Source organism: Streptomyces dryopteridis (assembly GCF_049606955.1).
In the GTDB taxonomy this organism is placed as follows: Bacteria; Actinomycetota; Actinomycetes; order Streptomycetales; family Streptomycetaceae; genus Streptomyces.
This window is the reverse complement of sequence record NZ_CP187114.1, coordinates 1-16,959: the sequence shown is the minus strand read 5'-3', so window position 1 is coordinate 16,959 and position 16,959 is coordinate 1. Positions and strand designations below refer to the sequence as shown.

General features: G+C 70.3%; 20 protein-coding genes and 3 pseudogenes. 7 read left to right on the top strand and 16 right to left on the bottom strand.

Going from position 1 to position 16,959, the window contains the following annotated elements; genetic code table 11:
• Positions 1 to 279 precede the first annotated feature (279 nt).
• Positions 280 to 861: a GrpB family protein gene (locus ACN20G_RS26470; protein WP_424217370.1), complete on the top strand. Its 582-nt coding sequence runs from the start codon at positions 280 to 282 to the stop codon at positions 859 to 861.
• A 331-nt stretch (positions 862 to 1,192) separates the two neighbouring features.
• Here ACN20G_RS26470 and ACN20G_RS26465 read toward each other — a convergent pair.
• Positions 1,193 to 1,465, bottom strand: a pseudogene (locus tag ACN20G_RS26465) (transposase); the annotation flags it as partial.
• Between the two features lie 357 nt (positions 1,466 to 1,822).
• Positions 1,823 to 1,969 (bottom strand): hypothetical protein, encoded by a 147-nt coding sequence (locus ACN20G_RS26460; protein WP_424215710.1) that lies wholly within the window; start codon positions 1,967 to 1,969, stop codon positions 1,823 to 1,825.
• Positions 1,970 to 2,042: 73 nt separating this feature from the next.
• On the opposite strand from ACN20G_RS26460, the pseudogene ACN20G_RS26455 reads away from it, so the two are divergent.
• Positions 2,043 to 2,138, top strand: a pseudogene (locus ACN20G_RS26455) (IS5/IS1182 family transposase); the annotation flags it as partial.
• Positions 2,139 to 2,248: 110 nt separating this feature from the next.
• Here ACN20G_RS26455 and ACN20G_RS26450 read toward each other — a convergent pair.
• Positions 2,249 to 2,851, bottom strand: coding sequence for a hypothetical protein (locus ACN20G_RS26450; RefSeq protein WP_424215709.1), 603 nt, complete (start codon positions 2,849 to 2,851; stop codon positions 2,249 to 2,251).
• 540 nt (positions 2,852 to 3,391) lie between these two features.
• Here ACN20G_RS26450 and ACN20G_RS26445 point away from each other — a divergent pair.
• The gene (locus tag ACN20G_RS26445; protein ID WP_424215708.1) at positions 3,392 to 3,547 is read left to right on the top strand and encodes a hypothetical protein; all 156 of its coding nucleotides are present in this window, start codon (positions 3,392 to 3,394) and stop codon (positions 3,545 to 3,547) included.
• Between the two features lie 340 nt (positions 3,548 to 3,887).
• On the opposite strand, the gene ACN20G_RS26440 is transcribed toward ACN20G_RS26445, so the two are convergent.
• The 3 genes from ACN20G_RS26440 to ACN20G_RS26430 form a co-directional block, all read right to left on the bottom strand.
• Positions 3,888 to 4,526 (bottom strand): nucleotidyltransferase domain-containing protein, encoded by a 639-nt coding sequence (locus tag ACN20G_RS26440; RefSeq protein WP_424215707.1) that lies wholly within the window; start codon positions 4,524 to 4,526, stop codon positions 3,888 to 3,890.
• 518 nt (positions 4,527 to 5,044) lie between these two features.
• Entirely contained in the window at positions 5,045 to 5,173 is a 129-nt protein-coding gene (locus tag ACN20G_RS26435; protein ID WP_424215706.1) for a hypothetical protein, read from the bottom strand.
• Positions 5,174 to 5,295: 122 nt separating this feature from the next.
• A complete protein-coding gene (locus ACN20G_RS26430; RefSeq protein ID WP_424215705.1) occupies positions 5,296 to 5,691 on the bottom strand; it encodes a hypothetical protein in 396 nt (131 codons plus the stop codon).
• Between the two features lie 280 nt (positions 5,692 to 5,971).
• Here ACN20G_RS26430 and ACN20G_RS26425 point away from each other — a divergent pair, with 280 nt between their 5' ends.
• A complete protein-coding gene (locus tag ACN20G_RS26425; RefSeq protein WP_424215704.1) occupies positions 5,972 to 6,364 on the top strand; it encodes a hypothetical protein in 393 nt (130 codons plus the stop codon).
• Positions 6,365 to 7,182: 818 nt separating this feature from the next.
• On the opposite strand, the gene ACN20G_RS26420 is transcribed toward ACN20G_RS26425, so the two are convergent.
• On the bottom strand, positions 7,183 to 7,662 hold the full coding sequence (locus tag ACN20G_RS26420; RefSeq protein ID WP_424215703.1) for a hypothetical protein: 480 nt from the start codon (positions 7,660 to 7,662) through the stop codon (positions 7,183 to 7,185).
• 791 nt (positions 7,663 to 8,453) lie between these two features.
• Here ACN20G_RS26420 and ACN20G_RS26415 point away from each other — a divergent pair.
• Both ACN20G_RS26415 and ACN20G_RS26410 read left to right on the top strand, forming a co-directional pair.
• Complete coding sequence (locus tag ACN20G_RS26415) at positions 8,454 to 9,185, top strand: SDR family oxidoreductase (protein ID WP_424215702.1); 732 nt, start codon at positions 8,454 to 8,456, stop codon at positions 9,183 to 9,185.
• Positions 9,186 to 9,974: 789 nt separating this feature from the next.
• A complete protein-coding gene (locus ACN20G_RS26410; protein ID WP_424215701.1) occupies positions 9,975 to 10,301 on the top strand; it encodes a hypothetical protein in 327 nt (108 codons plus the stop codon).
• Positions 10,302 to 10,736: 435 nt separating this feature from the next.
• On the opposite strand, the gene ACN20G_RS26405 is transcribed toward ACN20G_RS26410, so the two are convergent.
• From ACN20G_RS26405 to ACN20G_RS26380, 6 genes and pseudogenes are all read right to left on the bottom strand, one after another.
• A complete protein-coding gene (locus tag ACN20G_RS26405; RefSeq protein ID WP_424215700.1) occupies positions 10,737 to 10,919 on the bottom strand; it encodes a hypothetical protein in 183 nt (60 codons plus the stop codon).
• 194 nt (positions 10,920 to 11,113) lie between these two features.
• Positions 11,114 to 11,629 carry a hypothetical protein gene (locus ACN20G_RS26400; protein WP_424215699.1) on the bottom strand — a complete coding sequence of 172 codons (516 nt, stop codon included), beginning with the start codon at positions 11,627 to 11,629 and terminating at the stop codon, positions 11,114 to 11,116.
• Between the two features lie 215 nt (positions 11,630 to 11,844).
• Entirely contained in the window at positions 11,845 to 12,021 is a 177-nt protein-coding gene (locus ACN20G_RS26395; RefSeq protein WP_424210597.1) for a hypothetical protein, read from the bottom strand.
• A gap of 33 nt (positions 12,022 to 12,054) precedes the next feature.
• Positions 12,055 to 12,177, bottom strand: coding sequence for a hypothetical protein (locus ACN20G_RS26390; protein ID WP_424215693.1), 123 nt, complete (start codon positions 12,175 to 12,177; stop codon positions 12,055 to 12,057).
• Entirely contained in the window at positions 12,174 to 12,485 is a 312-nt protein-coding gene (locus ACN20G_RS26385; protein ID WP_424215692.1) for a hypothetical protein, read from the bottom strand. The genes ACN20G_RS26390 and ACN20G_RS26385 overlap by 4 nt, the downstream gene beginning before the upstream one ends.
• A gap of 145 nt (positions 12,486 to 12,630) precedes the next feature.
• Positions 12,631 to 12,687 (bottom strand): annotated as a pseudogene (locus ACN20G_RS26380) (hypothetical protein); the annotation flags it as partial.
• Between the two features lie 12 nt (positions 12,688 to 12,699).
• Between ACN20G_RS26380 and ACN20G_RS26375 the strand changes: the two are divergent.
• Positions 12,700 to 12,930, top strand: a complete 231-nt coding sequence (locus tag ACN20G_RS26375) for a hypothetical protein (protein ID WP_424210596.1) — start codon at positions 12,700 to 12,702, stop codon at positions 12,928 to 12,930.
• Positions 12,931 to 13,023: 93 nt separating this feature from the next.
• Here ACN20G_RS26375 and ACN20G_RS26370 read toward each other — a convergent pair whose 3' ends face one another.
• From ACN20G_RS26370 to ACN20G_RS26360, 3 genes are all read right to left on the bottom strand, one after another.
• A complete protein-coding gene (locus tag ACN20G_RS26370; RefSeq protein ID WP_424210595.1) occupies positions 13,024 to 13,509 on the bottom strand; it encodes a nuclear transport factor 2 family protein in 486 nt (161 codons plus the stop codon).
• Between the two features lie 482 nt (positions 13,510 to 13,991).
• Positions 13,992 to 14,609, bottom strand: a complete 618-nt coding sequence (locus ACN20G_RS26365) for a helicase associated domain-containing protein (protein WP_424215301.1) — start codon at positions 14,607 to 14,609, stop codon at positions 13,992 to 13,994.
• A complete protein-coding gene (locus ACN20G_RS26360) occupies positions 14,531 to 16,564 on the bottom strand; it encodes a DEAD/DEAH box helicase family protein (protein ID WP_424215302.1) in 2,034 nt (677 codons plus the stop codon). Before ACN20G_RS26360 ends, ACN20G_RS26365 begins: the two co-directional genes overlap by 79 nt.
• Positions 16,565 to 16,959 lie beyond the last annotated feature (395 nt).

Here is a 16,959-nt window from a genome sequence, read left to right as displayed (position 1 = left end):
CCCAGCTCGTGGCCCCTTCCGCCCCGGCGACCGCGCCCACCAGCGGATCTCCCCGCCCCGGGGGGGGGGGGAGAGAGAGAGACCGCCCGCTCGCCCCGGTGATCGTCGACAGCGATGCTCGCGGGCCCCGGACAGCCCCGCGGCCGCGCGGTGGGCATGAGCGCGACTCGGGCTCGAGCGGGGAACCCGTACGCCATAGTGAGACGGAGGACCGCCTCTGCCCGACACACCGGAAAAGGAGAGTCACTCGTGCCCGAACAGGAGATTCCCCGCGTCTCCATGACGTCCGAGGAGATCGAGACGACCAACCTCGGATCGGTCACCAAACTCAACGGGCGGGTCAACCTGTGCGAGCCCGACCCCCGATGGGCCGAGGCGTTCGCGACAGAGGCCGTACACATCACCGAGGCCCTCGGCACCCTCTCCCACCGGGTCGAGCACGTCGGTTCCACCTCGGTTCCCGACCTGCCCGCCAAACCGATCATTGACGTGCTGCTGATCGTGCCCGACTCCGCCGACGAAGCCTCCTACCTGCCCGCCCTCGAAGCACTCGGCTACCACCTCGCCATCCGCGAACCCGCGTGGTACCAACACCGGGTTCTGCGCAAGCCGTTCCCGAACCACCGCGAACACACCGCCGAATCGATCAACCTCCACGTCCTGTCGACGGGCTGCCCGGAAAACGAACGCATGCTGCGCTTCCGCGACCGGCTGCGCACCCACACCGGCGATCGCACCCTGTACGCCGACACCAAACGCGCCCTGGCCAACCACACCTGGGAGTACCTCCAGAACTACGCCGACGCCAAGTCCGAAGTCGTCGCAGGCATCCTGCAAAGAGCCCTGACCGACACCGACTGATCTGCTTTCCCTCAACACCCAAATGGGACTCCGGCCTCGGTGCGCGCGTCCCGTGCGGTCTGGATCCTCGCCCCGCAACGCGCCGGTGCGGTGCGAGGCCGACGTCCGGGCGAAGGCGAGCGAGGCGGTCCTGGCAACCCGGCTCCGACGGCGTTGTGCACGGGAGTGCAAACTGGGCGCCGGAGGCGAGTTCACCTTCGAGCTCCAACTGACCCCGCAGGTTGCCGCACGCGTGCCGCTGCTGCGTGCTCCTGCTGCTTCTGCTGTTCCGGCCGCGATCGGGTGCGGTGTCAGGCGGGGGCGTTGCGGGTGCGGCCCGTCTCCAGCGAGGCCGCCACGATCGAATGGGCCGGCCTGGCACCATCTGGTGTTGGCCCAGGCCCCGGCCGAAGGTGTGGCACAACGACCGGTACGAGCAGGTGTCGGCGTCCGGTCGCAGCAACGGCGACACGTCCACCGCGAGCAGCAGACGTCCGTCGGCCGCGCGCGGCAACGGGACTTCGGCCAGGGCGCGACGGAGCCGGGCGACGTCGATCCGGCCTTGGTTCAGTCCGGTGTAGAAAGCGCCGTATCTGTGCCCGTGCGGACCGGACCGCCGGTGCACAGCAGCGTGTCGCACAGCTCGAAGAGGGCGTCGCCCCGGACAGGAGAGAGACGTACAAGCCCGGTGCGGAACGCCGTCGCCGTCGCGAACGCGATCGTTGCACCTCGTGCTCGACCTGTTCCACGATCCGGCCTCCACACGCCGTGCCCCCGAGCCATGCCGTCTCTGCCGCGCCCGGCATCACGGCGCGTCCCGTGGCCACTTGCCCGAGCCCGCTGAGGGGCGGGGGTGTTTTCCCTGTATAACCCCGGTTTCCGGCACCGGAGCGGAACTGCGTCTGCGAGGCCGCCACGTGAAGCGTCTGCCGTACTTCGTGACTGCCTGCCGACGGCACCCTTCGTGTCGCGGTCCCAGGTATCAGCCGAGGTGTTGTCGGGAGAAGACGGCGGCCTGGCCGCCCACCAGGTCCCGGGCGGTGGGGTCGGAGGGGTCCGGGGCGATGAAGTCGTCGTGGCGGACACCGAAACCGGCGTGACTTCCGTCCGGGGGGAATACGCTCCACATATGGCCTGGTGTCGGCGTCGTAGGGGGTGATCGTGTCCGTTCCGCCCCACCGGATCCCGAGGGGAACCCGCACCGTCGCCACGCCAGAGACTACGAGCGACTCGTCCAGCACAGCGAAGCTCTCATCACCTGGGCGGCCATCACCCTCATGACCCGAAGCATGACCCAGAAGAGGAGCCTCTCCCGCCGGCCTCTCAGCCCGTCTCAGCTCGAACGGGTCGCCTGAAGATTCTCCGAAGCCATTCCGGTGAACCAGCGCGGCAGGCGTTCCTGGAGACTTCAACACACGAGATCGCGCCAGAATGAAACGGTCGCCTTGGGGTCCCATTTCTCGTCCTGACGATCCAAGCCGGGGCCGCCGAACTCCTGATGGACATAATCAACCAAATCGGTGCCGTAGTAGATGATGTCGGTCTGATACATGGACAAGACAGGGTGGCCGTAAGTGCCACGTCCCGCAGGCAAGTACCGGTGCGAACGGATAGGGACCATCTTCGGAACCTCAGCCAGACGCGTACGGGCCACCATGAGGACGTCGGCCGGTATTCCAGGCTTGACGCCCCAATCTTCCGACCAGAAGCTGTTGTGCTCGACATCAAAGAGCACGCCGTCGGCTGGCCAGGCAAGCCGCTCGCGGAGCTCGTCAGGGTCACCGTTGCGCCAATCAGGCCAGGGCTGTCGCCGACCCGGACTGGACGGCCGACCAGTCGGCAGGCCGGCCGCCAAGAACGCACGGTGATCGTCACTGAACTCGAAGCCGAATTCCGCTTCGACCCGCGCGAACTCGGCGTCCGACAGACCTGGCAGAACTTCGACACGCCCAAGTTGAGACAAGCGGTGGGCGGCTTCCGCACCCAGCTGGGCACCTTCACTCATTATCACCACCCGATGGTAACGACGACTCGACGCGGTCCTCCACGGAGTTTGAGGTGAGCCCCACAAAGGGGTGCAACCCCTCGCACTCGCTCCAAGCAGCACAACGATGGAACATCCAACTGATCGGAAACACTCGGCTGCTGCCGGAGCCGATCCTGCGACGCCTCTCCGAGGCATTGCGTCCCACACCGGCGCGCCCGGCGATGACCGTGAACATCGCCGTCGCCTACGGCGGGCCGGGCCCGCGACCTCACACCGCAGCCACACCCCGCTTCCACGGGGGCTTCCCCCCGAGGCGCTGCCCGAACCTCTGACGTCCTTCGCCCGGCTTCACGGACTTCCACTCGGACGGTTTGAAAGGACTCATCCGATTCACCCTTCCTTTCCCCGAACGGGCCAACGCCCATGCCGATGTCGCCCAGGCGGACAGCGGGGCGTGGGTCGCACGACATGGCCTGCTCCTCGATCCGAAACGACGCGCGAAGGCGATGGCAGCGAGGACCGGTGATCTGGCCCCACTCGGCATGCCGTACCGCGGACGCGAACATGACCGTCCTCCTCAACCGCTGGATCCTGTGGACCCTGGGACTGGACGAGCACTTCGACGGCATGCCGTTCGCCTCTCGCGTCAACGCCTTCGACCGCGTCCTGGGCGAAGCCCCCCCCGGGTCCTCGACGGCTCCACGCCCTCTCATCCGGTGAACGGCGCGTTGGCCGAAATCTGGACAGAGACCACGCCCCCGATGTCACCGGCCTGGACCAGCCGGTTCAAAGGCGACACCCTGCGCTACGTGAACGCGCTCCGACGGGAGTCGGCTCCCGGTCGGCTGCCGGGCCGGTTCCTCCTTCCGGACACCCTTCACGGGGTGGCTGGGGCCCGCGACTCACGCCCTGCGGCGCCCTTACGGGCGATGTTGTAGGACGTGATGTCGTCCGTGCGCGACAGGAACCCACAGGCCCGGCACGCGAACGTCCCCTGATCCATCCGGTTCTTGCGGTCGATGTGCCCGCACGCGGAGCACTGCCGGCTGCTGTGCATGTGTCATCCCGCCAGTTCCGTCAGCCATGGGTGTTCGGGGTGCGCACGCTTCAGCCACCCGCTGAGGACCTCCCGCCGGGCCCGGCTCAACAGCGGGAGCACGCCGTCGAAGTCGACCTGGTCCTTGGGCCGGGACCCCTTCGCCTTGAACAGCAGTACCACCTCCGGCACCAGATAAGGGACATCGTCCGCGGTCCGCTCGATGATCGCCTCATACGGCAGCCGCAGGCTCTCGTCCCGACGGCAGATCCACGTCCGGCCCTCGTGCGGTTCCCGGAAGACGTCGAAGAGGAACCGACCACTCGCCGGATCCCGCACCCAGGTCTGGTGTGTCGCCGCGAGCGCCTCGGCGCCCGCCTCCGCCCAGACCCGTCCCGACCCCACGGCGTCCCACACGTACTCCGGGAAACGCTCGCGAATCTCCGCGAAACCCGCGGTGGGCACGGCGATCTCCAGATCGCCGTGCGGCCGCGACTGTTCGCCGCGGAACAGATCCAGCGCCCAACCCGCCGCGACGCACCAGGGCACGTCGATACCGTGGAGCCGTTCGGCGACCTGCTCCGGCCGCCAGGCATCCGCCCACCGGGCATCCAACTCGTCCGCATCGAACACAGCGCCGCCGGGCGGCAGGGATTCGGTCATCGTCACAACGTACATGCGAGTCCAGTGGCGCCAGGTGGCGGTGGTGATCCCGGATTGCTCGTACAGCTCGCGGCGGGCGCAGCCGTCCAGGGCCGCTTCGTCCTCTTGGCACCCGCCGGAAAGGCAGCGGTGAGGACGGCTACCAGGCTTCGGCGTCGCGGGCGACGATGAGGGTGGCGTCCTGGGTGGGCTGTCGGTGTCGGTTCAATGGCCCGCAGGGCAGGCCGGGGCCATTGAACCGACACGCATGCGATCAGAGTGTGTTCATGCGGGTTGGGCCCGTCCGTGCCCGCATCAGGCCGGGTCCGCCGTCACCGGTCTCGTTCGTTGCCGGTCGCGGAGAGGTGACGGCGCCGGTCGCCGAGCGAACTGTCTCGATTCGACCGGTGGCACCGGCTGCTTCCCACTTCCTCACCAGCCCCGGGGGCGATGAGCCGTGCCGCCCGCCCGCACCAACCGGCACGGGTACGATCACAGGCCCCTTGATGCGGGTGACCGCTGGAGGCGTGGGCGCGCGACTACATGGTGATGGTGAAGACCCACAGGTGTGGGGCCGGCCCGGGGACGATCACGTAGTGCACGATCGCGGAGCGAGTCGTGATGACACGCACCGATTCGTCCATGCCCTCTTCACTCTTGTCGGCCACCGGCCAGGACCAAGGGTCGTCGCAGGCTCTGATGACCGCATCGTGAAGTTCTTCGCGCGCGTCGGCAGGGAGTTCCCGGATCGCGCGGCCGACGTGGGCCGCGAATCGGGCGGGGACGGCCCTCACAGCTCGAACACGTCGGCCGTGCTCATCGTGTCTTCCTCCGGTCGGCCCGCCACGTTCCACTTGCGGTAGGCGACACGCGCGAGCGCCGTGGCCCTCTGACCGCGGTCGGCCGCATCGTGCTCCTGAGCCGCGGCGAGGACACCCTCGGCGTACTCGTCGACCGTCAACCCGTGGTGGGCCGCGGACTCGGCGATTCGTGCGGCCAGTTGCCGGTCTCCGACCGTCAGCGTGAGTCCCGTCATGCCCTCCAGCCTACCGAGTTCGACAATGTCCCGACAGAGACCACCCCAGACGAGTACACGACACGTCCCGGACACGTCGCCCCATTCGGCCCCTCGGGCCAACTCGGATGACAGCCCCGGACTCGGTTTCTCATCTTCGAGCGCGTCCACGGCCGGCTCTTCCGCCACGGTCGCGTATCACCTGGGACCAGGCCCACGAACTCTCCAAGAGGCCGGCGCCGATCGCGCCGGCGTCCTGTGCCACCCCACGGCCATCCTCGAGGAAGTCCGCACCTTCGTCCACGGCTACACCTCGGTCTTCGACCGGCTCGCCGAACTCGCCCCCGTCACCACGGTGACCCCCTGCCGTAAACCCACTGCTTCCCTCCCGCGCGGCACACCCACCTCACTAGGCTCCGGAACACACGAGACACCCGCCCCGGAGGAAGCAGTGGACATCCGCTCGGCCCAGAAACACGCCTGGGACAACAAGACCACCAAGGGCTTCAACACCACCGACGTGCCCCTGGAGTTCGGCCTGCTCAACGCCGAAGTCGGGGAAGCCTTCACCGCCTGGCGCAAGGGCCTGCCCGACGCCGGCGAAGAACTGGCCGACGTGTTCCTCTACCTCGTGGGCCTCGCCGAGATGACCGGCGTCGACCTCCAAGACGAAGTCGTGCGTAAGCTCGACAAGAACCGTACCCGGGTCTATGAACCCGGCGAGAACGGCGCCCTCCTGCGCCGCGACTGGCCTCCCCACACACCCGTCTCCGGAGGCCAGTCGCTTCGGTCGCTCCCCGATCAGACCGCCGCCCCGGCTCGGACGGCGGTTGTGCAGGACTGACACGCGAACAGAGTCGCTTCCGCAGAGCAAGCCATCTGTGATGGGGCCGAAGCGAAGAGCCGATCCGAACGGTCCCACCCGACCCGGGTGGGACCGCCCTGTCTCTGCCCCCGTGGACCGCTTATATCACATCCCGCCATGGGACACCCGACCGTGAGGGTACGCGTGCCACCCCCGGTCCCCTGAGGGCCGGGGCGGAGTCTTCCGGAGACCACCGTGCGGGGCGTGGCGCACTCTCAGAGGGAGACACGGACTTGCACCCACCCTACGTACAGGGCCTGCGCACGAACTCGTGGACCGCACTGGAGGTACCGCGCCGACCCCGAACGCGGTACCCCGGATCGGGCTCACCCGGGGAACCCCCACACCGAGCATGAGCCAGCCCCGATCCAACGGACGGGTACACATCCACCCGGCCCACGAAGCCCCCACACCGCGTGCACCTCACCCCACCGGAGAGGTGGAACCGTTCCCCTGTGCATTGTTTGGGCCGACTGCAGGGCTGCGTACTCACCGGTGGCCGAGGCAATCTCCCTCGCCCCACCAGGCCAGGCGACCGTGCGCTCCCGCCCCAGGACGGCAGTCCGTCCCGCCACGGAGCCGGGAACCGTTCTGCTCCCGGCCCCACAGCACCGCTTCGAGCCGGACCCACGCCCCTCACAACGCCCATCACCTCGTCCCAGGTAATTCCGCACGGCAGGCCCGCGCCGTTCTCGACGTCCCCTCTTCTCGCCGGCGCAGCCCCGAGCGGACCCCGCCGCCACCTTGCTCCGGCCGCGTCGGGTGGCACGTGATGCGGTTGAGCGGCAGGCCCGGGATCAGGCCGAGAGCCGTCGTACGCGAGTACGGCGCACGCGTTGCACCGTCACCGCCACCGGGAGCCCGACCAGGAGGACGGACAGCCCCACCGGGACCATGCCCGCCCACAGTGTCGGTGCAACGTACGCGGTGCCGGATGTTCCGTCCGCCACCCACGCGCGGATCGGTCGCGCATCGATGTTCCCCTCGACGGGGACGTTGAACGCAGAGCCGCCCCCGTCCGGGGTGAAGTTGCCCGAGCAGGACGTCGACGTTCCCGCGTTGGCCACGGTGTTGTCATACGTCCGGCAGTCGACTTCGGTCACGGTTCCGGGCTCACCCCACAGCGCCGCCCGTACCTCTTCGGTGAAGTTCGTCAGGACGAACCAGACCAGAACCAGCCCGACCAGACAGGCCAGCGCCGGCCACGCGGCGGGTCCGACCTGTGCCGGCCCGCCAGGTCGTCCGTCCGGAGCGTTCTCACCCGCGTTCATCGCCACCCTCGAATCGCCGGCACACCTTCATGGTGACCGATTGGAGATGCCCGCGGAAGCCCTCCACGACGTGCTGCCGGACCCGCACGATCGTCGAGGCGCCCCTCCGCCGAACCGGCCATGCCGTGGCCTCCTAGGCGGTCTGGAAACGATTGTGGCCCGGGCGGTCGGCGATGGGGTCCGTTTGATCCGCCCGGTCCCCGCCCAGGCGCGCCCCACCGTCGACTGGCCGGGTGCGCGGCCCGTCGACGAGAGTGGGAGACGTGTTGCGTCGGCGGATCGGTCGCGCGCCGGTGACGGCCGGGTGTGTGCTCTGCGGTCCGGCCCGTCAGGTGTGTCTCGCCCGCGCGTGGGGGCGACGCTCTGGCGTCGTGTCCCGCTCACGACCTCGATGGAATGGGTTCGTCGAAGGTTCGTGACGGGTGCTCCCGATCCCATCCCGCGACAGGCCGGTGCGATGCCGCGCCGCCCTTGCCCGGGTTTCGTGCTTGTGTCCCGTGCCCGTTCGTGCACACGCCCCGGTGGGTGGTCGGAGGTGAGGCCACCGGGACCGGCCGCCATCTCTCGTCCTCGCCCTGCTTGTGCCCGTGCCCCGGTCGTGTTCGGAGCGGCGGCCCCTGCTGTCGAGCGTGAGTGATGCCGGACACCAGTCGGCGACCTGTATTCGTCCTGTGCGGCTGAGCCTGTGGTCCGGCCGGGTCCCCAGGGTCTTCGGCATCCGACACCGATGTTCATGACTGGGCTATAACTGGTCTACCAGTTCTTCGTGATTCTTACCCGGAAAGAGGAACCTCGTCATGACCGTCAAGATCGCATTGGTGACCGGAGCCGGGCGTGAGGCCGGAATGGGCTTCGCCGTGGCTCGCGAACTCGCCGCCCAGGGCTTCTACGTCGTGCTGTCCGCCCGCGACGAGGGGTCCGTCGAACCGCTCGCGGCGCTGCTGCGCCGCGAAGGACATCAGGCCGGCACGTTGCGGGTGGACCTGTCGGACCCGGCGAGCCTGCGCGAGGCGGCCGGCCGCCTGGACAAGGACTTCGGCCGGCTCGACGTGCTGATCAACAACGCCGCCGCGATGCCCGACTTCGGCGTGACGGACGCCTTGGACGCCGACATGGACCGCGTCCGCACCGCGCTGGAGGTCTCCGTGCTAGGGCCCTGGGCCCTGGTGCAGGAGCTGCTACCGCTGCTCAAAGCGGCCCCCGCGGCCCGCATCGTGAACATCACCAGCCAGTCCGCCCAACAGATCGCCACCGGCCTCGACCTCGGCGCCCCGCTGCGCACCCCGGCCCACTCGATGGCGAAGTACATGCTCAACGCCCTGACGGGAGTCCTTGGCCGGGCCCTCGCCGATACCCCGATCCTGGTCAACGCCGTGGACCCGGGCACCACCGCCACCCACCCCGAGTCCGGCGACGAGAGCGACAAACGCTCCGCCACCGACAGCGCCCGCGACATCGTCCGCGCCGCCACCCTGGGCCCCGACGGCCCCACCGGCCAACTCCTCAAGGGCGGCCACACCACCACCTGACCCACCAACCCCGAGTGCCTCGGCCGCCACCACGCACACACGAGGCGAGATAGCCCCGGGCCCGCAACATCGGCAGGATGCGGCGCTCGGGAAGACTCGCGAAGTTGTGTGTCTGCCTCGTCGAGACACTGTGGCGCTGACCCGAACGCCACGGGTACCCGCGCACCGGCAACGTCCGGAGCGCCAAAGGCCAGATCACCCTCCCGTAAGCACCACGTCGGCCCGGTCGGCAGCTCTGCCGCGATCTCCGCCTACGGAACGCCCCGTTAGCCCGGTCGGGTGGCGTCCGAGCTTCGACACTCCCACCGGGGTGATGTCCCGGCCTCTCTCGGCCACACGCCAGCCCAGACTCCGGGGTAGCCCGGCTCCGTCGCCGAGTGCCGCGCTTGAGCGAGGCCGTCGCCGCCCCCCGCTGGGTCACGATCGGCCGTGGTCACCACCTGTTCCGACGATGCCGGGGCCCCGGGGATGGCCGGCACACAGGGCCCAACGCCTTCGGTGTCCTCCCGCCGTCCGGCCTGATCCGGTTGTGGACCGTCGGCACTGGGTTCGCCGGCCGCCCGACACCCGTTCCCTGGAGCCGTGGTTCGTTGGGAAAGGCTTGATAGGGGAGTGTGCCGAGGGGGTCGCTATCTTGCCGGATGTGGATTACCCGCCCGTCAGTACTACAACCCGCACCTCACCGCGGACGAGGAGCGTGTCCTGCTGCGGAGAAACGACCTGCTCAACCAGACAGGTCAAGCGGCGCTGGGACTCATCGGGCCACACCTTCAACCGGACATCGTCACCATGGTCTCCATCCGAGGAGTCCCCGGCGCCGACCACCCCACCGCCCATGCCGCCTGCCACGCGGCCAAACACGCCCAACGCGGCTTCACCGAATCCCTCTCCCACCGCCTGCGCCCCCAAGGCATCCGCGTCATCTCCCTCGTCCCCCCGGACTTCGACAGTAGCCGAGACCCCCTCACCCCCGACTGGGAACACACCCCCCGCGACGCACACGCCCCCCTGGCCGCCCAGTCCGTCATCGACTGCGTCACCTTCGCCATCAACCAACTCCGCGACCGCTACATCAACGCCTTCCACTTCGAACCCCTCCCCACCCCCCGAACCTGACCCACCCAACGCCGGCTGCACCCGTCCACGCCTCATTCCGGCCCCCGACGGGACCCCCGCCGCCCTCGCCGCGCACCCGTTCCGTGCATGCCGGCGCCCCGACAAGTACTCCTTGTCGGGGGCGGTGGTGCACCCGGTTCGCCGGGCATCGGTGGCGCGGTTCAAGCCCGCTCGGGTTCCAGGACGAGGCGGCGGTGGGGGGCCGATGGCGAGCCGGGCGACGGATGTCCTGAAGGAGCTCGCCCTCCCGCCCCCCGCTGCGTCGGGCGACTTCGCGGACGGCGCTCGCGCCCGGTTCGGGCACCACCACGTCGGCCCGTAGCACCCGGTCCTGAACGGCGGAATCAGGTCCGGGACCTGATGGGTGGCGACCTTCGCCGCCGACCCCCGCGTCACCGAATCCGCCCGGCCCGCCGCTGTCTTCCACGCACGGCCTCAGAGGTCGGCAAGGGCCGCTTTCACCCAGGCCCAGTCCCAGGGCCACGGCATGTCGAAGACGAGGTGTAGGAGCACCATCCAGATCGCGACACCGAACAGGAAGCGCAGACACCCACCGTCGTCCACGTACTCCCCTCGGGCCCGCCGGATCGCGCGCTCGATCTCCCACTCATCGGCCATACCCGCGAGATGCCCACCACCGTCGTGGAGTACTCGATTCCACCGACAACACCCCCGCCCCAAGGCCCCTCCGCGCACCGCCGGCGCCCACCGGCCTCCTCCTCGCGCACCCGTTCCGCACACGCCGTCGCCCCGACAACCGGCGGTTGTCGGGGGCGACGGTAACACGGGCCGCGAAGGTTTCCGGCCCGCAATCAAGGGTCCTCGCCGTCCAGGGCGAGGCGGCTGTCTGTGCCTGTGTCGATCCGGGCGGCAGGTTCTTGGAGGAGTTTGTCGTCCCGTCGTCCGGTGTGTTCGGTGGCGGTCCGGACCGGGCTGGCGGTGGGTTCCGGTACCATCACGTCGCCCCGTAGGGGCCCGGTCCGGTAGGGCGGAGCAAGGTCGGGGGCGTGGCGTCGGGTGTCGGCGTTCGCGGCCTCGGCCGCGTACCCGACCGCCACCGCGTCCGTGGCTGGTTCGTACACCGCCACCTCCCCGGCCTCGACCAGGAGCGCGTCGATGCGCTGCCATTTCTCCCACCGCACCCGCGTGATCAACGCCTCCCGCTCCCGCACCCGACCCCCCCGCCCCGGTGCCGGGCGGGCCGCCAACGCCGCCTCCCCCGCTTCCACCGACCGCTCCACCACCCGCGCCCGGTCGAGCCCGGCCGCCGCGACGGTGACCCCGTGCGCGATCCGCGCGGTCAGTTCCCACACGTCCGCCGGCCTCACTGCCCACCCTCCTCACAGGGGTTCGACGGCCCGTTCGGCGGCCGGTCCGGTGGTCTCGGTGGGCGCGTGTCGGGCGTGGTCGGGCCTGTGGGGCCGGCCCGGGGTGGCTGTGCGCGCCGTGGCCCGGCTCGGTCTTGGCCGTCCCCGCGTCACGAGCGGGCCTTTCGGCTCGGACCGTTGGGTCTGCGGGGTTTTGTTCTCGGGTGTGGGGGAGTTCAGGGCGCCGCGCCCCTCCTCGGTGAACAGGTGGCCCCCGCCGCCGCCCCGGCCTCGAGCGCCGACACCAGCTCGCCGACCTCCTCCGCCTCGACGCCGGCGTCGGCCAGGAGTACGTGCAGGCGCCGCCGCGCTACGGCCCCGGCCTCCGAGTGTTCGTACGTCCGCCGGCTCATCACCACCCCCGAGCCCGTTGTCCTCGCCCCCGCTCACCGCACACCCGCCCCGGCCCCGGCGGTCTCGGCGAGTTCGGCTGCCCAGGGCAGGCCCCGCTCGGCGAGTGCGGCCAGTTGCTCGACTCCGAACTTCTCTCGCCGGCTTTTCAAGTTCACGGCCCACACCCCGACCCGAGCCTCCGTCCCGTCCGGCAGCACCTCGACGGCCTTGCGCTGTGCAACTCCCCGGTGCGCGCGAGGTGGGCGTCGAGGGCGGCCAAGCCCCGCTCGAACGCCCCCGCCCGAGGCGCCCGCCGCGGCTCCGCCGCCACCTCGGCCGCCGGCGCCTCGGGGACGACGCCGAGCCGGACCAACTGCTCGCGCTGCCCCTCCACCAGCCGCGCCCAGACCCCCACCTGGCGTTGCCGGGCCGGCCACGCTCCGACGTCCAGGCCACTGACGGTGACGCCAGGGGCGACGTCCACGGGCCTCTCCTCGTTCGCCGACGAGGAGCGCCAGGGCCGCGCAGTGGCGTTGCCACTCCGGGTTCCACTCCGGGTTCCAGGCCGGGTCGATCGCCGTCAGGGCGGCCACGACCTCGGGCCGGCGGGCGGCGATCTCGGGCCGGCGGTGGTTGGAGATCCACTGTCCGAGCGGCTTCTCGACGACCACCGCGTCCCTCGGCACGCACAGCGTCCCGTGCTCGACGAAGTACAGGCGCGCCGCGTCCAGGTGCTCGTCGATGTCCGCCTGGGCCCGGTCCCGGTCGATCCCGCGCTCCTCCAACTTCGCCGCACGATCCCCCCGCATCCGCCCGGCCGCGAACGCCGTTCGCTGCACTGTGACGAGTTCACCGACGGCGTCATCGTGGAGAGCTGGTTCTCCATGGACTCCTTCGAGCTCGCCAAACAGCTCGGCGCGTCCGGCTGAGCCCAGGCCCGACGGCCGGCCCCGGCGGCGGCAGCGGACGGAGCGGTGGGCAGGCCGAGCAACGCTCCCCGGCCCGCCCACCGCGTCCCGGGTTCAGCGCCGCGCGCAGTGCCCGGCCGCCTGCTCGTCGGTGATGGGAGCCGCGTGCGCCTCCGCCACCCCGGAGGCGGCGACCACGTCGAGGGCGCGCTGGAGGACCACGGTGTCCTCCAGGGTGCGCACCTGGTATATGCGGGCCCAGCGCATCTTCATGAACTGGTTCACCACGTTCTCGTAGTACGACCCGTCGGGGAGGGGAGTGCGCACCCGCACGCTCGTGGCGACCGTGGTGTTCCACGGCCAGCCGGCCACCACGATGTCCCGCACCTCGAAGCGGGGGTTGGGCATGATCCGGTCTATCCGCTCCCACCACAGCCGCATCGCGGCGTGCGTGGTGCGTTCTCCGGAAAGGGCGTGCTCACCGTAGAACCGGTAATTGAAGCGCGGGGCGAGGGAATCCACCATGGATTCCCAGTTCCCCTTGCTGATTTCTGCGAATGCCGTGCGCACCTTGGCCTTGACCACAAGGTGATAAACCATCAGGAACCCAACTCCCAGGCTATCGTGACGCATCATCAATATGATCCGGATTCTTTCACATGTGACGTCGCGCACCGCGCTCGCGGCAGGTTCGGGGACCGTCGCGTCCATCCGCAGCACCCCGGTTCGAAAACGGCGGAATCAAGTCCGGGACCCGCCGGGCGGCGACCTTCGCCGCCCACGCGACCGCCACCGGATCCACCTCGGGGTCGTAGAAGGCGCCGGCACCGGCCGCTCCCAATCGCTCCTCGATGCCGCAGCCGGGCGTGCCGGGATCCGGCGTGGTCGGGGGTGGCCGAGTTCCTCCGCGATGTAGCAGGCCCGGCATTCCACCACACCCCGTGCCGAGATCGAGGGTCCACGGCCGCGGGGCGGCCGAGCACCGGAACGCTCCCTGCCGCTCACCGCGCACCCACCCCGGCCGTCCTCCACACGCTCCGCCGACTCGCCCTTCTCGACGTCCTGACCCCGCCCGAACCCGCTCACCGCACACCCGCCCCGGCCCCGGCGGTCTCGGTGAGCTCGGCCGCCCACGGCACCCCGCGTTCGGCGAGCGCGGCGAGCTGCACCGCGTCCAGCCGCTCCCGCCTGCTTTTGAGGTTCATGGTCCACACCCCGACCTTCACCTCGGCCCCGTCGGGCATGACCTCGACGGCCTTGCGCTGCGGCAACTCCCCGGTGCGGGCGAGGTAGGCGTCCAACGCCGCGAGGCCCCGCTCGAACGCCCCCACGCGCGGGGCCCGCCGCGGCCGCGCCGCGGCCGTCGCGTCCTCGCCGGGCGTCTCCTCGGGCGCGACGCCGTACCGGCCGAGGCGTTCGCGCTGCCCCTCGACGAGCCGCGCCCACACGGCGGCCTGGCGTTGTCGGGCGAGCCACGCGCCGACGTCGAGGCCGTTGACGGTGGTCCCGGGTGGGATGTCGAGTCCGTTCACCGTGGTCTCGGGTCTGTCGTGTCCGGGCTTGCCGTCCGATGCCGCATCGTTGTCTTCCAGGACTCTGGTCCTGTTCTCGGCAAGGAGCGTCAGGGCCGCCCAGTGGCGCTGCCAGTCCGGATTCCAGCTCGGGTTCCAGTCCGGGTCGATGACGGCCAGGGCGGCCACGACCTCGGGCCGCCGCGCCGCGATGTGGGGCCGGCGGTGGTTGGAGATCCACTGCCCGAGCGGCTTCTCCACCACCACCGCATCCGCGGGACACACAGCGTCCCGTGCTCCGCGTAGTACACCCGCGCGGCGTCGAGGTGCTCGGCGATGTCGGCCTGGGCCCGGTCCCACTCGATCCCGAGCTCCTCCAGCTTCGCCGCCCGGTCGCCGCGCATGCGCCCGGCCGCGAACGCCGTTCGCTGCTCGCTCCACCACCTGCCCAGCGGGAACGTGCCCTCCCGGTGGAGGTAGGGGATCCGCACGTGCCCTTCGCGCATGCGGAACAGGCGCGCGGCCGCGTGCCCGCGCCGCCAGTCGAGACGCTCGGTGTCGATGACCTCGTACCGAATGAACTCCGCGATCTCCACGGGGTCCCGCCGGGTGGAGAACCGCAACAGGTACCGCTCGTCCTCCGCACCCTCCTCCGGCGCCTCCCCGAGCTCGATCGGGGCCACGTACCCGCGCCCCTCCTGCGGCATCGCGAGGTGTTCCAGGGCGTCCTCGTCGTGGCTCCTCAGACCACGCAACACCTGGACAAGCGGCCGGTACGCCCGCGAGGAGAGATCCGATTTCTCGCCCTCGGGCAGGAAGATCGGCACGATCAGGGAGGCCGTCTTCCTTTCCCCGGGGTGCTGCCGCAGGGCCCGGCCGATGGCCTGGACGATGTCGTGCGGTGCACCCTTCGGATCGGCAAAAACCACGGAGTCCACGGCGCGAATGTCGACGCCTTCCCCGAGGACTTTGCACTGGGCGATGATCGCGCGGTGCGCGGTGTGGGAGAACCCGTGCAGCACCTCCTGGCGCCGCTCGGCGGAGTGCTCCCCGGACAGCCAGTCCACCCACACCGGATCCCCGTGGGCCTCCGGGTCGGCCTTCCGCAGCTTCTTCAGCGTCCCGGGCAGGCCCTCGGCGAAGGCGCGGGCCTCGACGGTGCGGTGGTGGAACGTGATCGAGGTCTTCAGCCCGTACTCCGTCATCGTCTTGAGCACGGCGGCCTGGAGCACGGCGAGCCGGTCGCCGCGTACGTCCTCCTCGCGCCGTTCCTGCCCGAACAGCCGGCGGGGCGGGAGGACCGGGTCGGTGACCTCGACCACGATGACGCGGTACTCGGCCAGGAGCCCTCTGGCGACACTTGAGGGCAGGGAGAGCTCGAAGATGCGCGGGCCGTAGACCGCCTCGTCGTCCATGCTCGCCGCCAACCACGGCGGCAGCAGGGCCTTCCCGGCCTTCCGCTCGTTCTCGGCGTGCTGCTCCCGCACCCGCTCCGACGGCGGCCGGTCCACCCACACCCGGGGCGTCGCCGTGAAGTAGAGCCGGCGGTCGGCGGGCAGCAGCTCCTGGTCGTGGACGTCCGCCCACGACTTCGCCAGGCTCCCCGAGGTCCGGTGCGCCTCGTCCGCGACCACCAAGTCGAACCGACCGAGCCGCTGCCCGTAGGTGCCGGCGCACGCCTCGATGACGACCCCCATCGAGCTGTAGGTGGCGAACATCAGCACCGGGCCCGTGCGGTGCCACAGCGCCAGCTGCGGCGGCGAGGTCGTCGACCGGATCCCCAGCTCCCAGAGCACCGGGTCGTCGTCCAACGAGCACACCGCGACCGCCGTGCCCTCGTGCCCGGCCGCCCGCCACGCGGCCGCGGTCTGGGTCAGCAACTCCAGCGTCGGCACCAGGACCAGGACCCGCCCGTGCGGCACCAGGCGCCGCGCGGACTCCGCCGCGATCAGGGTCTTCCCCGTCCCGCACGCGGCGATCACCTGCCCCCGCACCCCGTTCCACGGGATCCCGCCCCGAGGCACGTCCATGCCCCGCAGAATCGCGTCCACCGCCTCGACCTGATGCGGCCGCAAGCTCATCCCCACGAACTCCACCTTCCCGAGAAAGGACAGCAGGCCGAATCCGTGAGAATACGCAAGCATCAATAGACGGATTCACCCACCCCGAAAAGCCGATCCGAATCCGAAACACGCAAGAGGTGAACACCGGCAAAAAATCCACACGACACAGAATGCGGATTCCCCGGCCGGCCGTCTGCTCCAGAGGTGGGAGGCTTGTATCCGTGATAATACACGTGCATCATGTGATGCACAGCCGGTTCGGGACACAGCCCCTCGTGTGGGTGACGAACCGGCCGGACCCAACCCGGCACCAACCGAGACCGCTTGACGACAGGTCACCGGCCACCCCGCTCCCGCCGTTGCCGGCCCCGCGAAGCGGGACCAGCCCGAAGGGCTGGGGGAGCAGAGCGAAGCGGCGCGACCAGAGGCCCCGAAGGGGACTCCGACCCGAAGGGTCGCACCCTCGCGCGCAGCGC